Here is a 19,257-nt window from a genome sequence, read left to right on the forward strand (position 1 = left end):
AACACGTTCTGATCATGAACCCACGAGCGAACTATGCGCCATCGTTGCCGTCGCGCAGGGCATGGATCATGCTGCGCAGGATCCGTGATGCGTCCGATCGCTCGGCCTCGGTCATACCGGCCAGCATTCTGACCTCGACCGACCGCACCGCAACGGTCGCCTTCTCGAGGTTCCGGCGACCGCGCGGGGTGAGCCGCGTGGGAAGGACCTTGCCGACCGGGGCGGCTGCGGGCCTGGTCACCTCGCCCTCACGTTCCAGGGTCTGGAGCAGCACGTTCATCGTCTGACGGGTGACGAACGCGCCGCGCGCGAGTTCGGAGTTCGACAGGCCCGGCCGTTGCGCCAACAGTTCGAGGCAGGAGTAGTGCGTCACGCTCATTCCGAGTGGGCGCAGCACCTCTTCCATCGCCACCCGCAGGGCACTCGAAGCCTCTTTCAGTAGGTATCCGAGCGAAGTCTCCAGGTCGACGCCATCTTGACTCATGTCAGTATTCTGACATACATTGATTCGTGTCAGCTAACTGACACGAACGAGAGGATCAATCATCATGTCTGTCACCGGCCCCGACTTCATCTCCCTGCAAGCGCGAGACCTCGATGCTTCCCAGGCGTTCTACGAGCGGTACCTCGGCCTGGTCCGCTCCCCCGCCGGACCGCCGCACGCCGTCGTCTTCGAAACCAAGCCGGTCGCGTTCGCCCTGCGTGATCTCGTCCCCGGCACCGACCTGTCATCGGTCGCCCAGCCCGGCATAGGCGCGGCGATCTGGTTGCACGCCAACGACGTTCAGGCGATCCACGATGCCCTCGCCGCCGACGGCCACACCATCGTCGCCGCCCCGATCGACGGCCCCTTCGGGCGCACCTTCACCTTCGCCGACCCCGACGGCTACCAGATCACCCTCCACGACCGGGCTTGAAAGCGGTTGCCTGGGCACGTGTCACACCTACGGACGCTGCGTCGTCTATCCAATGACGTTGTAAGCGAACGAAAGGCACAGGCCATGTCGGCGACACAGGTTATCGAAGATCAGCGGAATGATGCGGCAGCCGCCGAAAGCGTTGCGCACCCGCCCAAATGGAAGTTCTGGCTGCTGACCGTCGTGGGCCTCTACCCCATGCTGACGGTGCTGGTGACAGTCACCGGCCCCCTGCTCGAGCACCTGCCGACACCGCTGCGCCTGGCCTGCATCGTGCCGGTGGCAGTCGCAGCCATGGTGTGGGGCATCATGCCCTTGTTGACGAGCCGCTTCGCCGGGTGGTTGGCCCGCTGAGGGCGACGGTACTGCCGCTCAGTCTGCTCGAATACGTCGGTGGCCGAACGGGATAGATCGCGCACGGTGCCTCTCGACCGGTTGCGCGAACCTGGCAACTCGGTCGGTTAAGCTCATCGTGCCTCGCGGTCCAACAAACGGCCGTTCGAGGGAGCTGGTGTGCAGTCGAAGGCGCCCTGTCGTTTGATCGGAGGCCCGCGATGCTTGCGCGTGCCCGAAAAACCCTCCCCGTCGGCGATTTTCATCGGCAGGCCGAGTGACGGACAAGATGCCGGACGCTGCCGCCGATGGGAATCCGCGCCCGCGCCACGAATGGGCTCGGACGCTGACGAGGGCCGTCGAGTGCCTGGTCGACAGGACACGGGAAACCACACGGCTCGAACGCGGGTTGTTGCCCAGGCCCTTGCTACTGGGTGACGGTGGCGTAGAAGTCGAATCGCACTATCGGCCCGGACGCACACATTCACTGCTGGGTGGCGACTTCTATGACATCGTGCAGGAGCCCGACGGTACCGTGCACGCGGTGATCGGAGATGTCGCCGGTCATGGTCCCGATGCCGCCGCCATCGGGGTCGCGCTTCGATTGGCTTGGCGCACACTGATTCTCAGCGGTATCACCGGACCACAGCAGGTGCGGATGATGGAGCGGGTGCTGGTTGCCGAGCGCGTCGACCATCGCACATTCGCCACGCTCACCGCGGTGCGCGCATCATCGCGCGATCGCACGGTGCAGGTAATCCGCGCGGGCCACCCGGGTATGTTGCTGCACTCGCGAACGGACACCAATTGGCTGGAGGCCGCGGGCGGCCCCGCACTGGGAGTAATGCCCGGACGCGCCACATGGCCGGTATCCGAGCTGACGGTCCCCGAGGGTGCCGGATTGGTGCTGCTCACCGACGGCCTGTACGAGGGATATACCGGCAAAGGACGCGAGCGGTTGGGCGAAGCGGGTCTGCTCGCGCTCGCACGCACCGTGACAGCTGTGCGCCCTGTCGGGTTCGTGGACGAATTGATCAGGCGTGTCGAAGCTTTGGCGAGTACGTCCGGTGGCCTCGACGACGATGTCGCGGTGGTGTACCTGCGCTGGGCGTGAGAATCGCCCGCGCTGTGATTGCGTCATCGGCCAGTGGGTATCGCCACAACGTGGAGGCGACTGGGCAGGTGGATGATCAGGTGGGGGAAGTCATCGCGACCCGGGCCGTGACCGATGGCGATCGACCGGTGCTGATCGAAATGGGCAGGCCCGCGCACACCACCCTTGACGGCGGCGGCACGGCGGGCTTCCGCATCGAGGGCCTGGGCGAATTCACAGCCACGGGCAGCGACGGGGTGGCCGCGCTGTACAACGCCCTACTGGACATCGGCGCGGTCCTGGCGCGGGCCAACGGCAATGGTCATCGATTCACCGTGCTCGACTCCTCCGAGCAGGGATTTCCCGCAGCACCGCGCACCGAAATGGATTCGGCGCCGACGACCGGTGCGCGCGGGAACGAAGTGATCGCGCTGCGCATCCTGATCACCCGGGTGGGTCCGTGTGCGGTGGAGATCCACAGGCCCACCCGCGCGCCCGGACAGCGCTACTACCTCTGCAGGTTCCGCATCGACGGAAAACCGCACGCGGTCGCGTCCGGCCTCGATGAAATCCAGGCGCTGCTCACCGCACTACGCATGATCGGGGCGCGCCTGATGCTGCCCGCCGACTGGCCGCTGACCCGGGCCTCGTAATCGCCTCAGTCGGAGACGCGTTCGTGCAGGGTCAGCAGGCGATGATCGAACCGGGTCCGGAACTGCGGTATCTCGTTGGTGAGCGGACGCAGCTCGGTCACCAACCGGGCGGCCAGGACGCGCAGCTTGACGTTGGTCTCCTGTGATCGCCATTTGAGCAGCCGGAACGCTTGATCGGGGGTCAACCCGTAGATCAGCATGAGCGCACCCTTGGCCTGCTCGATCGTTTCCCGGCCCTCGTACATTTCCGGGAGCGGCTCTTCAGGACTTTCCTGCACGATGTCGGTGATCTCGATGTAGTAGCCGAGGGTCCCGACGATCGCGCCCTCGTCGTCGGCCATCAGGTCCGCGACCGCGATCACTTCATGCTCATACCCGGAGGTGTCGATGATCCGGTGCCTGCTGGAGAACGGCTCACCGTCCTCGATCATCTTGGTGATCGCACCGGCCACACGGTCGCGATCCTCGGGATGCTTATGGGCGAGTAGAAGTTCGGTGGTCGGCTCGACCTCACCGGGCGCGTAGCCGTGCATCGCCGCGACCTCGTCGGACCATTCCCACCGCTGCTCGGCGAACCAGAAGCGAAAACTGCCGATGGGCTGCGGCGTTCCCACACCGACCACCGATTCCACTTCGGCGACCTCTTCGGCGGCGGCCGCGCTGACCGGCTGTTCCACCTCGGTCGCGTCCTGAGCGACCGCCGACTCCATCTCCGTCACCGCACCAGTGTGCACGCACCGGCCGACAAGCGGAAAACTCTCGCTATTTCAGGTCGATGCGCACACGGTGGCGGCGTTCGGCGTAGGCGAGATCAAGCACCTCACGCGGGCGGCACCGGTTGGTTCGCACGCGCGGCGCGTGTGAACGCCTGGCGCAGCTGGAGGATTCGCACTCCACCCGCCACGGCCATCACCAGCAGTCCGGCACAGGCGGCGACCAGAATCGCGACTCCGACCGGCATATCGAAATGCCAGCCGAGGAAGCCGAAGCGGAAGCTCTCGGTGTTCTGCACCACGAAGATCAGCAGGACCACCAGGAATACCCCGCCTGCGGTCAAGCCCACCCAGACGCTGCCGGCCCTGGTTCGCTTGATTCGTGCGGGCTTGGGCGCGGGTTCGACCGCCGGGGGCGCTGCGGGCGGGGCAGGAGGCGGCGGTGCGTCATGGGTCGGCGGAGTGACCGGCTCACGCTCGAGCCCCTTGGTCGGATACGGCTCGTTCTCACCGGCGGGATACATGATTGACCTCCATCAACATCGACGCTCGCGTGTCATCCGGCTCACCGTTTCGGGCCGAACCCCTATCACCCGGATACCCGGCTTTTGCCAGGTATCCCCGAATCGGCCCGGGATATTCGGGGAATATCCACCGGCCGCCGCACGCTTGACGATCAGCGACCCATGGAAGGCGGTTCTCGATGTCGGCACAAACGGCCGTGGTCAAGGTGATTCGCAGCGCGGATCGCCACCACTGGCGCAATGAATGGCTGGACTCGCGGCAATCGTTTCCGGCCACCGGCAATTTCGATCTCGCCGCCAACGCGCACGGTTTGCTGATGGTGCACAACGAGGATTTCGTCGATCCCGGCGAAGGTTTCGACACCCATCAGCACCGCGATACCGAAATCATCACCTGGGTGCTGGAAGGCAGTGTGGTGCACCAGGATTCGGCGGGGAACTCCGGCATCATCAATCCGGGCCTGGCGCAGCGCATGACGGCGGGAACCGGAATCCTGCACTCGGAGAAGAACGGTGCGGGCCGTTACGAGAAGCCGACTCTGCATGTGGTCCAAATGTGGCTCCCCCCGGACGAATCCGGGCTCACGCCCGGCTATCAGGAGATGGACATCGCGGGAGAGTTGGCACGCAATTCACTGGTTACCGTCGCGTCGGGCATACGCCGCCATCGCAATGAAACCGCCATCACATTGCACAACAAATATGCCGCACTTCACGTCGCACGCCTGGAGCCGGGCTCGACCGTGACTGTTCCGGACGCTCCGTTCGGCCACGTATTCATCGCGCGCGGACAGGTCGAATTCGAGGGATCGGGCCGACTGGAACAGGGTGATGCGGTGCGCCTCACGCGAATTGGCGGCCAGTCCATCACCGCCGTCGAACCCAGTGAGGTCCTGGTCTGGGAGATGCACGGCGAGTTCGCCTGACGCGCACGCCGATCAGCCGATTCAAGCGCGAACCGGATTTGCTCGTCGGTGGCAGCCCATATAGTGCGCACTGTGACGGATCAGGAGCAGGAATCGCGTACGCCCGACCTTCGTGTCGAGCATCGAATGATCGGCGAGGTCGCCGTGGTGGCGATCCAGGGCGAAGTCGACAGCAGCACGGCCGGGCAACTGGCGACTGCGGTCCAGTCCGGCCTGGACCGGACCCGCGCGGCGTACTGCATCTTGGATCTGACCGATGTCGAATTCCTCGGTGGCGCGGGTTTGAAGACCCTCGCGGCGACCAATCTGGTGGCCGAGATACGTCACGAACCGCTGCGCATCGTGGTCGATGCCAACCGTCCGGTCATCCGGCCGCTGGAGATCTCCGGTCTCGAACACGTCCTGGAGCTCTATCACACCGTCGAGGAAGCGCTGGCCGGTCAAGGCGGGTCGCTGTGACGGGTCGGCGACCCTAGGAATCGTTGCGGGTGTCGCTCTGCTCGGGTTCGAACGCGGTGGCCAGCGGAGAGAACCGCGGACGATCGAGGGGAAGTTCGGCCCAGACCGTCTTGAAGCCCTCGTAGTGCAGCACTCCCCAGTCGGTGGCGAGGCGGTCGATGACGATCATGCCCCGCCCACCGGCCAGATCCGGGGTGCGCACGCGCGGGTCACCGGAGCCGCTGTCGTCGACCTCGACGCGCAATCGCCCGGCCAGTAGCTGTAGGCGGCAGCGACGCGGTGATCGGCCGTGCTCACGCGCGTTGGCGACCATCTCCTCGATCACCAGTACCGCGTCTTCCACGGTGACGCCGGTGCCGGGGGCCAGCAGTTCGCGCACTGCCTCGCGGACCTGCCAACCCTGCATTTCCTCGAGATCGAATTGGGCCACCTGCCCGCCGTCACCGACAATCACGGGTAGGGGTTCGGTCATCGCGTTCACCCTCCGCTCGCCAGATCAAGACAGCCCTCGGCTACCCGAGTGCATGGCGAGGAAACCCGCCAGCCCAACACACTGTAGAACGCGTTGACCGCTCTCCCAAGAAAACAACGGTCTGCGAGGTTGCGAAGACGACCGTCCGGTCAGCGATCCGAGAGGTATTTCGGCTGCTGTGGCCCGGTTCTCGTGAACTGCTGGCTACCGCGAAGCAGCCGGTGCAAGTGGGATTGTCAGGAACGACGCGGCGGTGTCGTCGCGATGGATGTCGTAGGAGCTGCCGAGCAGGGCCGGATAATCCTTGGGATTGAGGATGTGGGTGGGGAAATCACCTGTGCCGATCGTGATTTGGAGGCGGTGGCCCGGGGCGAAAACGTGGAAGGCGGGGCGGATCTTGATGGTGTATTCGGTGCTCTCGCCGGGGATGACCGGGAGCAGGGAGTCGCGGGTGCCGGGATGGAATGGGCCCTGCACGCTGCCGTCGGGTGCGCGCCAGGTCCGATTGCCGTCCAGGGCACGGTAGTTGCCTGCCAGTTGGCCGTCGGTCAGCGCGGTGACAGTGCCGTCGGGGGCGATGTCTTGGACCGTCACGTTGAAGGCCGAAGCCGGTTTGTTCGAGACGGCGAACAGGGTGGCTCCGATCGGCCCCGCGAGCAGGGTCGACTCGGTGAAGGTGTCGGTGGTGTAGGTCGGGTTCGTCAGCAGGCCGGGCACGCTGGGATTCGCGGGGAATTGGGCGCAGGGATCATCGATGCCGATCATGGAGGTCAGCAGCTGGAATACGCCGGAGAAGTTCCGGGAGTAGCTTGCGTTGCAGATGGTTCCCGCGTTGATCGGGGTGAAGTCGACGCGGTCCGAGGCGGTCACGTCGGTGGGCTTGTCGGGTGAAAGCCGTTTGCCCGCTTGCAGATACAGGCGTTGGGTCGGTGCTTGGCGGACCGGATAGGTCGCGCTCTCGATGACATTGCCGTTGACGTCGATGGCATGCAACGGAGTCTGTGTTTCGTCGATACCGTTGTGATCGTTCTTGAGCCAGCGATCGAACCAGGCCAGCTGAATGGCGTGCATGTCGATATCGTCGGTGTTGCGCTGACTGCCGGGTTGGATGTGAAACCAAGGGCCGGTGAGCATTTGGAATCGTCCGCTCGGTGATGCGTCCGGCGGCATGGGGCCGTCGTGGGGCCGTCCGGCGTAGGCGTTCTGCAATCCGGCGAAGGTGCGCGGAGTGCCGTCCTGGAGCAGATCGTATTGACCGCTGATCAGATAGGTCGGAATGTCGTTGGCGGCAATCTGTTCCAGCACGTTGTCGATGGCGCGCGATTCCCAGTACGGGCTGTCGTAGAGCTTGTCGCCGTCCAGCAGCGCGTTGATGATCGAGGGCCAGGTGCCGTCATCGCGCAGGTGGGTGAGCAAATGGTCGACGAACACGCTCAGCGCCTTGCCAGGCTCTCGGTACAGGCCCAGAATCGGGTCGATCTGCGGCAGCGCGGTGATCGGGAACGCCAGGATCGAGGTCAGGAAGGCGATATTGAGGAATCCGTCGTGATCGAGCAGGTCCTGGAACATGTGATTGCCCGGCATGAGCGGGAACAGCGCCTTGATCGGGGACCCCGGTTCCATGACACCCGCGGTGAGCAACTCGCTCATGCCCAGATAGGACAAGCCCCACAGGCCGATCTCGCCGGTCGAATTCGGCAGTGCCGTAGCCCATTGCACGACTCGCTTGAAATCCTCGCGTTCCTGCGGCTGCAGGATGCTCCAGTTCCCGTTCGAGGAGCCGGTACCGCGGATATCGACGATGACGCTGATGTAGCCGCGCCTGACGAAGTAGTCGCCGTATCCAGCGGCGTCGGTGAGCTGTTTGGCGACATCAATGACCGAGGGCAGTGCGTTCTGGAGTGCGGGTCCGATCCCGTCATAGGAGAGCAGGCGCAGGAATCCGGCGCTGTCCTTGCCGTAGGCGGTCTGGGTCATGACGATCGGAAACGGCCCGGCCGCAGGGGCTCCCGAGGAATCGGTCGGGTATCGGACGTCGGCGCGCAGGATCACCCCGTCCGCCATCGGGATCTCGACGTTCTTGTGTTCGCCGACGCCGTAGAGCTCCGGGCCGGGATTCCAGCCCTCGGGTAATCCGGTGCGGGCGTTGGCTTTCGGGAAAGCGTTGTCCGGCGCGGGAGCCGCACTGGCAGGCAGTACGACCGAGAACGCCATGGTGAGCATCAAGGCACCAATAATGCTGGCGCTACGAAGGATTCGAGTAGTCGTGCGATTCATTGACCGACCTCAGTTCTGCTGTCCGATGGCCTGACCGACAAGCGCCTGTGCCAGCGGCGGCAGAATCTCCGCCAGTGCCTGCCCGAACTGCGGTTCGGTCAGCGTGCTGACCGGGCTGCTGATATCGCAGCCGATCGGCGCGGGCACGCCATTGAGCCGATCACGCAGCCAATGGAAGGCTCCGGGCAGATGGGTGGCGACACCGGAGATGTGTTCGGCGGCGAACTCGCGCACATAGGTGACGCTCGGCGCGCCTTCACGGCAGTACTTGTCCACTGCCGCATCGGTTCCCGCGATGGGAATGAGTTCGTCGTTCTGCGCGTGATAGAAGTAGATCGGCACCGTGGGTCGCTGCTGGCCGAGGGGGTTGTCCGCGATGGCATCGCGAATCTCGGGCAGTCCCAAGGGATCCGAACCGCCGAAGGTGCCCAGATAGTTGAATCCCGGGAACAGCAGCGCGCCCTGGGGATGGCACAGCACCTTCTTCGAGGCGAGCACGAACTGGCCGAGCAGATCCACCCGCTCGCGCATGACCCGCGCCATCTCCGGATACTCGGTCGCCAGACCCGCGAACGAGGCCGAGATCAGTCCGGCGTAGACGCCATTGTTGTTGTGCCGTACCACGGCGGCGTAGTCCCCCGGGGCGACACCACCGGCGGCCGCGCCGACGATATTCAGTTCCGGCGCATAGCTTTCCTTGATTTCCGGGACGAACGAGCTCGGAATGGTGCCGCCCGAATCGCCCCACAGCGCGACGGGAGTCTGCGCCCCGCTCAGCTGTGCAGGCTCGAACCGTTCGGCGGCACGGATACCGTCCATGGTCGCCTGTGCGTTCATACGCGCGGCTCCGTACGCCGAATTCGGTCCCTGATAATCCGGCAGCACGACGGTCCACCCCTGCCCGATGCCCGCGGCAATCGGAATGAGCGTTTCGGCGGCATTGACATAATCCGCCGGAATGGCACCGGATTGGATGACATAGGACGGTGCGCAGTATTGCGCGACACTGTCCTCGGCGATCTGGTACGAGAGCAGTTTGCGCCCGCCCGCCGGTGCCTCACCGCGCGGTTTGAGCACGGTCGTGACGGTAGCGATGGCCTCACCGTGCGAGTTATTCGTGCGGTAAAGCAGTTGCCACGCATCGATATTGAGCTGCACCAGACCGAAGAACGCTGGGTTGACGCGGCGCACGCGCAAGATCTCACCCGGCTCGGTCGCCGTGACCGCACCGGCGGCCGGTCGATAGAAATCGTCCAGTTCCGGCGGCAGGGTCAACGCCGGGGCCGACTCGATCGGCAGCGTGCTCGGATCATCCGGTGCCGCCTGCGCCGAAACCGTTGAGACCCAAGGCGTCAGCAGCACCGCGACACCGAGGATAAGTACGCGCCCTGCGCTGCGCACGTTCATCCCGAATTGCCTTTCCCGAACGACGAGTGGAATTCGGCGAGCGTAGACACAGCATCGGCGCATTGACCAGGCCGAAAGCGCGATATGCGCGAATTGAGCGCTGCGGTCATATATTCCGAGAATCGCGGTCATTCCCAATGAGCGTGCGATCGGCTCCTCTGGTCAGACTCCCGCGCGGTAGGACCCCGGCGGGCTACCCGTCCAGCGGCGAAACGCCCTCCGGAAGGCACTGGGTTCGGAGAACCCGAGCCGACCCGAGAGTTCCTCCACGGTCTCCTCACCGCGCGCCAGTGCCGCGATCGCCGCGTCCCGCAGAATGTCCTCGCGAATCCGGGTGATGGAGGTGTGCTCCTCCCCCAGCCTGCGGCGCACGGTCTGCGGGCTCAACGCCAGGCACTGTGCGATCTCCTCACCGGTCGGCCACGCACCGGTCAAGCCGCGACTCAGGATCCGCCGCACCTGCTCGGACAACGTCGTTCCGTACTCACGTCGAGTGAGCAGGTCTGCCGGTGCGTTGCGAATCCACTCGATCAGTGTCTCTTCGGTCTGAGTGATCGGCGATGACAGCACCGAACTGTCGAAAACCAGTGTGGCGGAGTCGCATCCGAAGACCAGCGGTGCGGCGAACACCAGATCGAAATCGGCGGCGTTCACCGGCCTCGGAAACGGAAACTCGACCTGCCGCAACGCAATTCGCCGCCCGATCCCCCACGCCATCATCCGATGCGCCGAAGCCAGTAGAAACGAAGTCATCAGGTGCGCAGGATCATTGAGCCCCGACACATCGATGGTGAACCGAGCCCGCGCCCGCTCGGTCGTGGTCGTCATTATCGGCAACCCGGGTGCGAGCCGGTGATACTCGGCAAACCGCGCCAACGCCGCCCCCAAATCCGGACACCCGATCACCCCGAAACAAATCAACCGCAATGTCCCCCGCGGCACCGGCCGCGCCCCCAACCCGAACATCTCATCATCGGAGATCCGCCACAGCTCCCGCACCGTGCGAGTCATCTGCTCGACGGTGACCCGCGCCCGATCCTGCCCGATCAAATCCGGCGCCACCCCCACCGACCGCAGCAACCCCTCGGTATCGACACCGCGAGCGGCCGCCAGCGCGACCGCCGCGCGTACGAAATCGATCGGCACGGTCCGCGCGATATCCCCCGACGCCATCCTCCCCGCCACGCACCCCTCCTGCCCATGCCCGTCGAACGCGACCGTACCAGGGCAAACTGGCCATAAATCGCCAACAGCCGCCGATGAGTTCCACGCAATCCCGCCGTCTACCCACTCGAAAGCTGCACACATCACAGAAGGAGCCCGCCATGAAGTTCACAGCGACCGTCTTGCTCGCGGGCAAGACAGCGACCGGCGTCGTGGTGCCGCCCGAGGTCGTCGAAGCCCTGGGCGGCGGTAAGCGGCCGAAAGTCCGGGTCACCATCGGGGACACCGTGTTCCGCAACTCGGTGGCCCCGATGAACGGGGTATACATGCTCGGCCTGAACGCCGACGTCCGGCAGCAGACCGGCATCGCCGCGGACGACGTAGTCGAGATCGATCTCCAACTCGATACCGAGCCCCGCCTGGTCGAGGTCCCCGACGACTTCGCCGCGGCGCTGAACCGTGAACCACGCGCGGCCGCCGCCTTCGATCGACTGTCGTACAGCAACCGCCGCGCCCACGTCCTGTCGATCGAGGGCGCGAAAACCGCCGCGACCCGTGAACGCCGCATAGCCAAGTCCATCGCCACCCTCTCGGCCGACTAGCTCCAGCCACCCGACGTCCTGGACGCTTCGACCCCCAAAAACCGAGCCGGGCACACCGGGAAGGCGGTCAGCGAGCGTGTCAGGCGCTGAGGAGGCGGCGGATGTGTGCGGCGACGGCGTGTGGTTGCTCGAGTGGGAGAACGTGGCCCGCGCGGGGAATGAGGTGCAGGTCGGCCTGCGGCAGAAGCTTTCGCAGGTCCCGGCTGTGTGCGGGTGGGCTCAGGCGGTCCTCGGTGCCGACCAGGATCAGGACGGGGACCTCATGCAGTGGGGTGAGGTCGCGTGCTCGGTGGGCGGCGAGTTGGGGCAGCAGGGTGTGGAGCGACTGCGGTGGGGTGGCAGCGATGCCGGCGGAGCAGTCGCGACGGATCGAGGCGGGGGTGGACCAGCTATAGAGCGGCCATCGGCTGGTCGTCAGTGTTCGAAGTACGAATTTGGCTGTGCGCGAGACGATTGGGCCCAGCGGTCCACTCGGCGGAGCCGCGATGACCGCGGCGACGGTGCGGAATGACCGGGCCACGAGCGAACCGAGCGGGCCGGGCAGTCCGCATCCCAGATCGAAGTTCCCGGCGGTTGTACTGACCAGGACCACAGCGGCCACCCGGGAGCGGAAATGCTCGGGGTGGTTCGCGGCATAGGCCATGATCGTCATACCGCCGAGCGAATGGCCGACCAGGACAACGGGTTCGGCGGAATTCAAGGCGTCCAGCGTTGCGTTCAGATCGGCGGCGAGCTGGGTGACTGTTAGATCCGCGGGACCATGGTGGGGGCTGGCGCCGTGGCCGCGATGGTCGTAGGCGTCGGTGTCATGGTCGTGCTCGAGTTCCGCGCGAACCGTTGACCAGGAGTCGCAGGTGGCCGCGATGCCGTGCAGGAAAAGCACCGCGGGGCGGGCGCTCAGTGGGATTCCTTTGTGCGGGTGTGGAATTCGTCGAGATTCACGGTGGCAAGCATCTGCCGGTGGGCGCGCGCGGACCAGGGCCAGATGACCGGGGTGCCGGTGGAGTCCAGGTACCAGCTGTCGCATCCGGATGCGAACGTGGTGGCGGGTAGCGCGGCGGTGACCTGATCGTTGAAGGCATCGGTGGCTTCGGCGGTGGGTACGACCTCGGTGACCTGACCGGCGGCGAAGAGTCGCACCCAGCGCAGAATGTAGTCGGCGTGAGTTTCGGCGGTGCGGATCACCGATTCATTGGCGAACGGGCTGTTCGGTCCGACGAGCATGAACATATTGGGGAACCCTGGCACCGCGACGGTGCGGTAGGAGCGCGGGCCTTGATTCCATGCCTTGTCCAGGGTCATCCCGTTCTCGCCTACCAGATACATCGGCCGCATGTAGTTCTCGGCGTGAAATCCGGTGGCGAACACCAGCACATCGATCTCGTGCTCGCGACCGTCGCGGGTGATGACCCCGGTCGCGGTGACGCGCTCGATAGGGTCGCTGATGACTTCCACGTGTGGTTGCTGAATGGCGGAGTAGAACCCGGTGGCGACGATCAGGCGTTTGCACATCGGCTGATCGGTGGGTGTGAGCGTGCGGCGCAGCTGTGGTGAACGCACTTGCAGCAGAGCGAGTTTGCAACCCCAGGTCAGCACGGTGCGCTGCCAGCCGGGCCGGATGGCGGCCGTTCCGACGGTGGCGTCGAACAGGGTGCGCCAGCCGTGCAGTGCGATGTGGGAGAGACGTGTTGAGCGCCGGTGCATGGCCTTGGTGAGCGCGGAATAGCGTTTGTTGGGTTTCGGGAACACCCACTGCGGGGTTCGCTGGAACAGCAGGAAGTGTGCCGCCCCGGGCGCGATCGAGCTGGTCAGCTGCACACCGGTGGAACCGTTGCCCACCACGGCGATTCGCTTACCGACGAGTTCGGCGTCATGCTCCCAGCGCGCGGAATGGAAAGTGCGCCCGGTGAATTGCTCGATTCCGGGAATGTCAGGTTGTTTGGGATGCACGAGCAGCCCGGTCGCACACAGCAGCAGGTCCACGGTATCGGTCTCGCCGCCTGCCAACGTCAACTGCCAGCCACCGTCGCTGTAGTGGCCTTCGACCACTTCCTGCCCCAGGCGCAGATGCGGGCGCAGGCCCTGCTCGTCGGCGACGCGCCTCAGGTAGCCCTGGATCTCCGGGCCGTCCGAAAAGTACCGGCTCCATTCGGAATTCGGCGCGAACGAGAACGAGTAGTTGCGCGCCGGGATATCGCAGCACAGCCCGGGATAGGTGTTGTCCCGCCACACCCCGCCGACCTCGGAAGCCTTCTCGTAGATGACGAAGTCGTCCATTCCGGCCTGTTTGAGCTTGGCCGCCATACCGAGTCCGGAGATGCCCGCACCGACGATAGCGATGCGTGGCGGACGAGTGTGCGGGGTGCGCCGGTCGAGCCGGAACAGGCGGATCCGCCGCTCGGTGCCGGCCTGATAGGTGGCGTACGGCGGCCAGAACGCCACCACCTCGTCCCAGGCCCGCGCATGCTCCTCACCATCCAATTCCGTTGCGCACACCGCGATATCCCGGCCCATCCAGCTGATGGTCGCGTCGGGTCGCCCGCGCAGGTTCGCCGTCCACGCGGGATGGCCGGGTTTGCCGAAATTGCTCCCCACCAGCAGCCAGGTGTCGCGCTCACGGTCCGGCAGGCAGACCAGCGGAGTGCGGCGCAGCAGACCGGTTTTCGCACCGACGGTGGTCAGTATCAAACCGACTTCGGGCTGCGGCAGGGTCAGCAGCATCTTGCGCCCACCGGTCAGCCGATGCACCGCGCGGTCCAGACCGGGGATGACCGACGGCGCGATCTTCCGAAACCCCGTGGTGGACATGACCCGCTGCGCCGCCCCGATCATCGCGTCCTTCATATCCGTGTGTCCTCCCTGTGCTGCTCGCGGATCAGATCTGTCGCGGGGATCCAATTACTGTGCGCGCCATAGGGAACCCGCCTGGGCAGGTGCACGACGGCCACGGGCGGTCCGCTGAAGTCCGCCGCGTCGACGATGATGAGATCGCTGGCCTGCCGAACTCGGTCGAGCGCCAGGTAGACCAGCCAACCGCCGTCGGAATCGCCTGGTATGTAGGCCATCTCACTCGGCACCTGATCCGCGGAGCCGCGCGTCAGCGTCGTACCGGTCGCCGAATCGCGGCATACCAGCGTGGTCGGCTCATGGTCGATGACCGATGTGCTGTCCCCGGCGATCGCGTAGCTGTAGCGATATTCACGCCCCACCAGGCGCGGATCGATGCGCGGCAGCTCCTGTGGGCGATCGTCGAGTTGATGTTCGGTGACCCCGCCGGTGCGCAGGTCGATGATCCAGCGCCATGGCACGCCCTCGTACGAGAGCGGGTCGCGCCCGGGTTCGAACATGCGCGGATAACGGATGGCATCGATCGTCACCCGCTCGCCGTCGTCGTGGGCGTTGATGGTGTGCAGGACATAGCAGGACGGAATGTCGAACCAGCGCAGGCTGTTTCGGTCCCCGTCGCGCGGGAGCACCCCGATGCGCGCCTGATGTCCGGGATCCCAGACAAACGGGAACCGTCCGCTGATCGCGGTCGGAATATGAAAACGCACCGAAAGGTCGTACAGCAGCGCGTAATTGCGGGTGAGCCCGATATCGTGCATCATCGGGCGGCCGCCGAGCGAGAGCCGCTCGAGCTTGCGCACTCGCCCATCGACGCCGACGACGAGATAGTCGACCCGCGTGCTGCGCGGGGTGTACGCCACCGCGAACAGCTCGCCGGTATGCGGATCCAGCTTCGGGTGCGCGCTGAATCCGCGCGGCAGTGAACCACCCAGATCGGTATACTCGACGGTGTCCAGGGTGGGGCTCAACCGCGCGGGTACGCAACCGGCTTCCACGAGGGCCAGCAGCATATTGCCGTGGCAGATGACATTGGTGTTGACCACATCGTTGAAGAAGTGCCGCGGCCCGGGCGGACGCGATTCGCGCAGTGCCCGGCTGACCCGCCGGGAGCGAATCCACCTGTTGCGGTACCACTTCGCGCGTCCGCCCTCGATCCGGATGCCGTGCACCAGCCCGTCCTGGGTGAACCAGATGTAGCGGCTGCGGCGCAACCGGCCGGGCTGCCGCACCGGGCTGGGGCCGATCTGGGTGAACAGCCCATCGAGTTCCTCGGGAATGCGGCCGGAGACGGGCAGGTCATGTTCGGTGTGTTCACCGTAGACCGGCTCGAAAGCACCGCGCAGGAAGGGATTCGACGTCGCGGTCACCGCTGCCCCACCGCGACGAGGCGCGAATTCATCCGCAGGCGACGCAGCAGTACCGGATCCGTGGTCAGGATGACGGAGTTGGCGACCAGCAGATTGGTGGCGAGGAAGAAGATCATCTCCTCGATCGGCAGTCCCAGCGGCCGCACGGCGACGGTGAGGTCGGGATTGATAATCCAGATGTGCTGCCAGATCGCGAATCGGTCAGCGCACCACAGCAATACGGTTGGCACCCCTACCGCGAGGAACCGGAGTTGCCTGCGTGCGTGCAGGACATCCGAGCCCACCGCGCTCTGCAACATGAGCAGCGGCACGAACCAGACGATGATCGCGGTGAAGTACATCAGCGAGTCCGATCGTGCCCAGGTCACGGTGGCCACGAATAGAGTCGCCCATCCCGCGACCGGCACCCAGCGGGTCTGACCGCCGAGATAGTCCTCTGGCTCGGGCTCAATATCGTTGCGACGCAGCAGGTACAGCGTCCACAGCCCGGTCGCGAGCGTCTGGGTGATCATGAAGACGTATTCCTCGACCGGCACCGCGAAGATCGTGGCCAGTACCCGATCCGGCGGATACGTCCAGATGTCATGCGTGATCAGGTAGTTGTCCCACGGTGTGGTCGTGATGACCGCGACCGGCGCGAGCACCGCGATGGTCAGCAAGCCGATGCGCCACGGGGATGCGGGCGAAATCGGTTGCCGCAGTGCCAATATCGCGACCAGAACCAGCGCGGGGGCAATGAATACGGCCAGGAACTGCCAGTAGGTCACGACCGGTCCGCCCGTCCCGCGCCGACCGGTTGCGGCAGGCGGGCCTTGCGGGCGCGCAGATACCGCGGCACGGCCACCGCCAGACGGCGAGAGTTGCCGACCCGGGCGCGCCTGGCGAATACGTCGCAGTCCTGCCGTTCGATCTCGTCCAGGATCTCGCCGTACAGAATGAACGCGGTCTCGATGCACGGCCGACTGGTCGGATGCAGCAGATCCACTCCGTGCCTGGAGGATTCGTAGATGCCCCGGGTGCGGTCGATCTCGAAGCGAATCAACTCCCGCACCGCCGGTGTCGCCACCCCGGCCCCCAGATCGGCGCGCGTCAGGCCGAAGGCGGCGAGATCCTCGAGCGGCAGATAGACGCGCCCGCGCGCCAGATCCTCGGCCACATCACGAATGAAATTGGTGAGCTGGAACGCCACCCCGAGCTGATGCGCGTGGGTGTACGCCTCGGCGCTGATGGGTTCGAGGATGGGCACCATCTGCAATCCGATGACCGCCGCCGATCCGTACATGTACCGCTCGAGATCGGCGTAGGCCGGGTATTCGGTGACGGTCAGGTCCATCGCCATCGACTCGAGGAAGGCGATCAGATGCTCGTGCGGAATATCCCAGGTGCGCACCGTGTGCTGAAGCGCCCGGCATACCGGATCGATGGTGCTGCCCGCCGCGAGATCGTCGAGCACTCGCGCGGACCAGGCGGTCAGCCGTTCGGCGCGCCCGGATTCCTCACCGTTGTCGACGATTTCGTCGGCATAGCGCGCGAAACCGTAGAGCGCGTGCACGAATGGGCGCTTCGCCGGCGGCAGCAGCAGCGTCGCCAGATAGTAGGTCTTGCCGTACTCGGCGTGCATTCCCCGGCACAGCAGGTAGGACCTGCGCAGCTCGGGATCGTCGATGCCCGCGGCGTCGAGCGCCCGTTCGGCCGCGCTCATGCCCGGCTCCCCTCGGCCTGCATGACGACGCGCCGGGCGCGGGCGGCGGTTCTGCCCACAATGCGGTCGGCCGCCAGTCGTCCGCTGATCAGCACCATCGGCACACCCACACCCGGATGGGTGCCGCAGCCGGTGAATACGACGTTCTCCCCGTACAGATTCCCGGGACGGAACGGGCCGGTCTGCCCGAAGGTGTGCGCGGCGGAAAACGGTGTGCCCGCTGCGAATCCGCGTTCACGCCACTGTTGCGGGGTGACGACGTCCTCCACCTCGACCGCGGCGTCGAATCCCGGGTACCCGCGGGCATCGAGCACGCGGCCGATCTCCTCGCGATAGGACGCGGTACGACGTTGCCAGTCGATGCCGGAGGTATCGTTCGGCACCGGAAACAGCACGTAGTAGATCGATTTCCCGTCCGGGGCCAGTGCTGGATCACTCGCGGTCGGGCGCGCCACGAAGAAGGACGGGTCCGTGGGCACCTTGCCCTGGACCATCAGCTCGTGAAAGGTCCGCTCCCATTCGGTGCCGAAATGGATGTTGTGATGGGCCAGTTCGGGATAGGCGCGGGTGGATCCGTTCAGCAATAGCACGCAGGACGGGGAGTAGCGCAGCCGTCGCAGACGGGCGGGTTCGTGGCCGAGCAGATCGCGATACGCCAGGGGCAGATCGGGATTGAGCACCACGACATCGGCCGCGATGCGCTCGCCCGCCTCGGTGATCACCGCCGTGGCTCGCTGTCCTGCCATCTCCACCCGCGATATCCGGGTGTTGTATTCGATTCGCACGCCGTGCTTCTCGGCGACCGCGGCCAGCGCCTGCGGTACCGCATGCATGCCGCCGGTCGGAAACCACACGCCCGCAACACAATCCATATAGCTGATCACGCTGTAGAGAGCCAGCGCCTCGGTCGGAGCGAGCCCGGCGTACATGGCCTGGAAGGTGAAGATCTTGCGGGTGCGCGAATCCCGGAAGTACGAGGCCGTTTTGGGTGCGAGCTTGCGCAGACCACCGGCCGCGATCAGTCGTGCGAGATCGGGCGCGAGCGCGCCGAGCGGCGAGTCGTAGTTGCGGTCGATGAAGGAGTTGAACTGGTACTTGTACATTCGCGTGCTGAAGCGTTCGAACCTGCGGTATCCGGCCGCTTCGCGCGCGCCGCACACCCGCCGGATCTCCTCTTCGGTGCCTTCGGAGGTGTCGCGGATATCCAGGCGTGAACCGTCGGCGAAGAACGCCCGGTAGGCGGGATCCAATCGCTGGAGCGGGAGCCAATCCTCCAGGCGCTCACCGACTCCCGCGAGTGCGTCACTCAGCAATTCGGGCATGGTGAGTACCGCGGGTCCGGTATCGATTCGATATCCGGCGCGTTTCCACTGCCCGGCCCGCCCGCCCGGGATGGCCTCGGCCTCACAAATGGTGACACGACGACCGGCGGCGACCAGGTGCAGCGCGGCGGCGAGCCCGCCCAATCCGGCACCGACGATGACCACATGGTCGGTCGATCCCCTCACTTGACGCATGGGTCTGCCTCACAGTCGGTGTCGTGCGGGAATTGTTAAGAATCGGAACCGGTTTCGCTCGTATCGACCGAAACGCTAGCACGAAATTTGCCAAGTCATAGCCGCAGAATAATTGCGGGCTTCTAATACGGACCGAAGCGGGCGCTTGGTGAGTTGTTACCGCGACCTGCCAGCCATTTTGTACTTCATCAAGGTCGAAGGCAGAAAAGTTGCGACCTATTTGCTAGTTACCTTTATTCGGACAATGCTTCGGTAGGGTATCCAATTGGATTGCATCTCAGGCT

General features: G+C 65.3%; 20 protein-coding genes. 7 read left to right on the forward strand and 13 right to left on the reverse strand.

Annotation, left to right across the window (positions count from 1 at the left end):
• Positions 1-31: 31 nt before the first annotated feature.
• Positions 32-484, reverse strand: coding sequence for a MarR family winged helix-turn-helix transcriptional regulator (locus ACFC0O_RS20265; protein WP_375959963.1), 453 nt, complete (start codon positions 482-484; stop codon positions 32-34).
• Between the two features lie 64 nt (positions 485-548).
• Between ACFC0O_RS20265 and ACFC0O_RS20270 the strand changes: the two genes are divergently transcribed.
• The 4 genes from ACFC0O_RS20270 to ACFC0O_RS20285 all read left to right on the forward strand — a co-directional run bounded on the left by ACFC0O_RS20270 (position 549) and on the right by ACFC0O_RS20285 (position 2,996).
• Positions 549-917: a VOC family protein gene (locus tag ACFC0O_RS20270; RefSeq protein ID WP_375959965.1), complete on the forward strand. Its 369-nt coding sequence runs from the start codon at positions 549-551 to the stop codon at positions 915-917.
• A gap of 84 nt (positions 918-1,001) precedes the next feature.
• Complete coding sequence (locus tag ACFC0O_RS20275; RefSeq protein ID WP_375959967.1) at positions 1,002-1,271, forward strand: hypothetical protein; 270 nt, start codon at positions 1,002-1,004, stop codon at positions 1,269-1,271.
• Between the two features lie 256 nt (positions 1,272-1,527).
• Positions 1,528-2,364, forward strand: a complete 837-nt coding sequence (locus ACFC0O_RS20280) for a PP2C family protein-serine/threonine phosphatase (RefSeq protein ID WP_375959969.1) — start codon at positions 1,528-1,530, stop codon at positions 2,362-2,364.
• Positions 2,365-2,414: 50 nt separating this feature from the next.
• Entirely contained in the window at positions 2,415-2,996 is a 582-nt protein-coding gene (locus tag ACFC0O_RS20285; protein WP_375959971.1) for a DUF6968 family protein, read from the forward strand.
• A 5-nt stretch (positions 2,997-3,001) separates the two neighbouring features.
• Here the strand turns inward: ACFC0O_RS20285 and ACFC0O_RS20290 are convergent, their stop codons facing one another.
• Entirely contained in the window at positions 3,002-3,706 is a 705-nt protein-coding gene (locus ACFC0O_RS20290; protein WP_375960768.1) for a PAS and ANTAR domain-containing protein, read from the reverse strand.
• Between the two features lie 110 nt (positions 3,707-3,816).
• Complete coding sequence (locus ACFC0O_RS20295; RefSeq protein ID WP_375959973.1) at positions 3,817-4,233, reverse strand: lipopolysaccharide assembly LapA domain-containing protein; 417 nt, start codon at positions 4,231-4,233, stop codon at positions 3,817-3,819.
• Between the two features lie 179 nt (positions 4,234-4,412).
• Here ACFC0O_RS20295 and ACFC0O_RS20300 point away from each other — a divergent pair, with 179 nt between their 5' ends.
• Both ACFC0O_RS20300 and ACFC0O_RS20305 read left to right on the forward strand, forming a co-directional pair.
• Positions 4,413-5,159 (forward strand): pirin family protein, encoded by a 747-nt coding sequence (locus ACFC0O_RS20300; RefSeq protein ID WP_375959975.1) that lies wholly within the window; start codon positions 4,413-4,415, stop codon positions 5,157-5,159.
• 72 nt (positions 5,160-5,231) lie between these two features.
• Positions 5,232-5,618: an STAS domain-containing protein gene (locus tag ACFC0O_RS20305; protein WP_375959977.1), complete on the forward strand. Its 387-nt coding sequence runs from the start codon at positions 5,232-5,234 to the stop codon at positions 5,616-5,618.
• 13 nt (positions 5,619-5,631) lie between these two features.
• Here the strand turns inward: ACFC0O_RS20305 and ACFC0O_RS20310 are convergent, their stop codons facing one another.
• The 4 genes from ACFC0O_RS20310 to ACFC0O_RS20325 form a co-directional block, all read right to left on the reverse strand.
• The gene (locus ACFC0O_RS20310; protein WP_375959979.1) at positions 5,632-6,090 is read right to left on the reverse strand and encodes an ATP-binding protein; all 459 of its coding nucleotides are present in this window, start codon (positions 6,088-6,090) and stop codon (positions 5,632-5,634) included.
• A 204-nt stretch (positions 6,091-6,294) separates the two neighbouring features.
• Entirely contained in the window at positions 6,295-8,313 is a 2,019-nt protein-coding gene (locus tag ACFC0O_RS20315; protein WP_375960770.1) for a CocE/NonD family hydrolase, read from the reverse strand.
• 63 nt (positions 8,314-8,376) lie between these two features.
• The gene (locus tag ACFC0O_RS20320) at positions 8,377-9,774 is read right to left on the reverse strand and encodes a lipase family protein (protein WP_375959981.1); all 1,398 of its coding nucleotides are present in this window, start codon (positions 9,772-9,774) and stop codon (positions 8,377-8,379) included.
• A 162-nt stretch (positions 9,775-9,936) separates the two neighbouring features.
• Complete coding sequence (locus ACFC0O_RS20325) at positions 9,937-10,959, reverse strand: AraC family transcriptional regulator (RefSeq protein ID WP_375959983.1); 1,023 nt, start codon at positions 10,957-10,959, stop codon at positions 9,937-9,939.
• Positions 10,960-11,099: 140 nt separating this feature from the next.
• Between ACFC0O_RS20325 and ACFC0O_RS20330 the strand changes: the two genes are divergently transcribed.
• Positions 11,100-11,540, forward strand: coding sequence for a YdeI/OmpD-associated family protein (locus tag ACFC0O_RS20330; RefSeq protein WP_375959985.1), 441 nt, complete (start codon positions 11,100-11,102; stop codon positions 11,538-11,540).
• A gap of 79 nt (positions 11,541-11,619) precedes the next feature.
• On the opposite strand, the gene ACFC0O_RS20335 is transcribed toward ACFC0O_RS20330, so the two are convergent.
• The 6 genes from ACFC0O_RS20335 to crtI are packed head-to-tail and all read right to left on the reverse strand — an operon-like array spanning position 11,620 to position 18,973.
• The gene (locus ACFC0O_RS20335; protein WP_375959987.1) at positions 11,620-12,423 is read right to left on the reverse strand and encodes an alpha/beta fold hydrolase; all 804 of its coding nucleotides are present in this window, start codon (positions 12,421-12,423) and stop codon (positions 11,620-11,622) included.
• A gap of 14 nt (positions 12,424-12,437) precedes the next feature.
• Positions 12,438-14,384 (reverse strand): nitroreductase/quinone reductase family protein, encoded by a 1,947-nt coding sequence (locus ACFC0O_RS20340; RefSeq protein WP_375959989.1) that lies wholly within the window; start codon positions 14,382-14,384, stop codon positions 12,438-12,440.
• On the reverse strand, positions 14,381-15,754 hold the full coding sequence (locus tag ACFC0O_RS20345; RefSeq protein ID WP_375959991.1) for a carotenoid oxygenase family protein: 1,374 nt from the start codon (positions 15,752-15,754) through the stop codon (positions 14,381-14,383). The genes ACFC0O_RS20340 and ACFC0O_RS20345 overlap by 4 nt, the downstream gene beginning before the upstream one ends.
• Positions 15,751-16,521, reverse strand: coding sequence for a lycopene cyclase domain-containing protein (locus ACFC0O_RS20350; protein ID WP_375959993.1), 771 nt, complete (start codon positions 16,519-16,521; stop codon positions 15,751-15,753). Before ACFC0O_RS20350 ends, ACFC0O_RS20345 begins: the two co-directional genes overlap by 4 nt.
• A complete protein-coding gene (locus ACFC0O_RS20355) occupies positions 16,518-17,456 on the reverse strand; it encodes a phytoene/squalene synthase family protein (RefSeq protein ID WP_375959995.1) in 939 nt (312 codons plus the stop codon). Before ACFC0O_RS20355 ends, ACFC0O_RS20350 begins: the two co-directional genes overlap by 4 nt.
• Positions 17,453-18,973: a phytoene desaturase family protein gene (crtI, locus tag ACFC0O_RS20360; protein WP_375959997.1), complete on the reverse strand. Its 1,521-nt coding sequence runs from the start codon at positions 18,971-18,973 to the stop codon at positions 17,453-17,455. The genes ACFC0O_RS20355 and crtI overlap by 4 nt, the downstream gene beginning before the upstream one ends.
• Positions 18,974-19,257 lie beyond the last annotated feature (284 nt).

The organism is Nocardia sp. NPDC056100 (assembly GCF_042266325.1).
Classification (GTDB): Bacteria; Actinomycetota; Actinomycetes; order Mycobacteriales; family Mycobacteriaceae; genus Nocardia.